This is a genomic window from Lentzea miocenica (assembly GCF_033949945.1).
GTDB classification, from domain to species: domain Bacteria; phylum Actinomycetota; class Actinomycetes; order Mycobacteriales; family Pseudonocardiaceae; genus Lentzea; species Lentzea miocenica.
The window spans coordinates 1-940 of the sequence record NZ_JAXAVW010000100.1 but is presented as its reverse complement, the minus strand read 5'-3'; the positions used below and the strand labels follow the sequence as shown (position 1 = coordinate 940).

Annotated in this window: 1 protein-coding gene; it reads right to left on the bottom strand. The window is 67.1% G+C overall.

Annotated elements, in window-relative coordinates; translation table 11 throughout:
- Positions 1-15: 15 nt before the first annotated feature.
- Positions 16-893 (bottom strand): IS5 family transposase gene (locus SK803_RS46360; protein ID WP_406601681.1). Its coding sequence is split into 2 segments (ribosomal slippage): positions 16-543 and positions 546-893, totalling 876 coding nucleotides; the frame shifts between segments, so codons are not numbered across the junction.
- Positions 894-940: the final 47 nt, after the last annotated feature.

Below are 940 nucleotides of genomic sequence, written 5' to 3'. Positions count from 1 at the left end.
TCCGCCGGGTCATGATCAGGTTTTGTCTGGCGTAGCGCGGATCCAGTCGATGACCTCAATCAGGTCGTTGGTGGCTTGCCAGTGGCTGCCCAGCTTGTCGTAGCGGGTAGCCACTGCGCGGAACTGCTTGCGGCGGTTGAACCCTCGCTCAACCTGATTGCGCTGCTTGTACTGGGCGCTGTCAAACGACGGGGGCCGTCCACCGGCCGATCCCTTGCGCAGCCGGTTGTTGACCTGATCCCGGCGTTCGGGGATCACCGCCTTGATCTTGCGGCTGCGCAACGCGGCGCGATTGGCTTTGCTGCCGTAGGCCTTGTCCCCGGTCAGCGAGTCCGGACGCTTGCGCGGCCGACCGGCCTTGCCAGGCCGGGGCACCGCGATGTCGTCCAGCAACGACTCCAACTGCTTCGTGTCAGCAGCCTGACCTGGCGTGACACGGGTCGCCAACGATCTTCCCCGGCCCTCGGTGATACTGTGGATCTTGGACGTCAGGCCGCCCCGCGACCGCCCAAGTCCTTGGGCTGCCCGCGATTCCTCCGGACTCAGCCCCCTTTACGGGCACCCGCCGCGTGCTGGTGGGCGCGCACGATCGTGGAATCGACCTGGGCATCCCAGTCGATGTCTCCCGCCGCTTCGGCCCGGCTCTGGACCTGCCGCTTGAGCCGCGCCCACGTTCCGTCCGCCGCCCACCGGCGATAACGCTCATAACAGGTCTTCCACGGCCCATACCGCTCCGGCACATCCCGCCACGGCGCGCCTGTCCGCATCCGCCACAGGATCCCGTTGATCACCCGACGGCGATCACCCCACCGGCCACCGCGTCCCGGCGTCGGTGCCGGCAGCATCGGCTCCAGGATCGCCCACTCCGCATCCGTCAGATCACCACGCGCCACAACACAATTTGATCAAACCCCACGATCAGCGTTCCGGCGGACACGCC